This is a genomic window from Polaromonas sp. DSP2-3-2b2 (assembly GCF_049895905.1).
GTDB lineage: Bacteria > Pseudomonadota > Gammaproteobacteria > Burkholderiales > Burkholderiaceae_C > Polaromonas.
The window spans coordinates 1-1,247 of record NZ_JAFCTH010000054.1 but is presented as its reverse complement, the minus strand read 5'-3'; the positions used below and the strand labels follow the sequence as shown (position 1 = coordinate 1,247).

General features: G+C 66.5%; 1 protein-coding gene. It reads left to right on the top strand.

Annotated features, from left to right (window positions below):
• Nucleotides 1-1,247 (top strand): cation-translocating P-type ATPase (locus ACP7AD_RS18515; RefSeq protein ID WP_426166400.1); only part of this gene is annotated, 1,247 nt, incomplete at both ends.

Genomic DNA, 1,247 nt, shown 5'->3' with positions numbered 1-1,247 from the left:
GACCCGACCGAAGCGGCCTTTTTGGTGGCCGAGCGCAAACTGGGCGTGCAGGCGCAGCGCATGCAGCGCTTTGAGCGCGTGGCCGAGATTCCTTTCACCTCCGATCGCAAGATGATGTCCACGATCGAGCGCGACCATGAGCACGGCGGCGCATTGATGATGATCACCAAGGGTGCGCCAGACGTGCTGCTCGCGCGCTGCACGCGTGTGCGCATGGGGCTGGACGTCCTCCCCTTCGATGACGCGCTGCGCGCGCGGGCTTTGGACGATGTGGACCGGCTCTCTGACGAGGCGCTGCGCACCTTGTCGGTGGCCTACCGCCCCCTGGCCCCGGGCGAGAATCTGCAGGATGCCGAGGTGCTGGAAAAGGACCTGATCTTTGTCGGCACGGTGGGCATCATCGACCCGCCGCGTCCGGAAGCCGCCCAGGCGATTCGCGAGGCGCACCGGGCCGGCATCCGGGTGCTGATGATCACCGGCGACCATCCGCGCACGGCCGCCCGCATCGCGGCCGACCTGGGCGTCGTGGCGGTGGGCACGCCGGCATTGACCGGCAGCGATCTGGACGCCCTGGACGATGCGGCTTTTGCCGTCGCCGTGCGCCAGCACGCGGTGTACGCGCGAGTGGCGCCGGCGCACAAGCTGCGCATCGTCGCAGCGCTGCAGGCCGACGGCAACATCGTGGCCATGACCGGCGATGGCGTCAACGACGCCCCGGCACTTAAGGCAGCCGACATTGGCGTGGCGATGGGCATGACCGGCACGCAGGTGACAAAGGAGGCGGCTAACATGATCCTGCTTGACGACAACTTCGCCACCATCGTCGAGGCGGTGCGCGAGGGCCGCGGCATCTTCGGCAATATCCGCACGTTCCTGCGCTACTTGCTGTCCTCGAACATGGGCGAGGTGCTGACCGTCTTCCTGGGCGTGGTAGGCGCTGGCGTGATCGGGTTGAAAGACGCGGGTGACGCAAGTAATGCGGGGACGCTGGTGCTGCCGCTACTGGCCACCCAGATCTTGTGGATCAACCTGATCACCGATTCCAGCCCGGCCCTGGCCCTGGGTGTGGACCCCGAAACCGAGGACGTGATGGCGCGGCCGCCCCGCAAGTCCAATGCGCGTGCGATCGACGCGCGCATGTGGTGGGGAGTGCTCCAGATCGGCCTGGTGACCCCCCGTGTCAGACTAGTTGCCGCTCCCATGATTGCGGATGATCCGCATTGGAGCGTTATTCATGACAACAAATC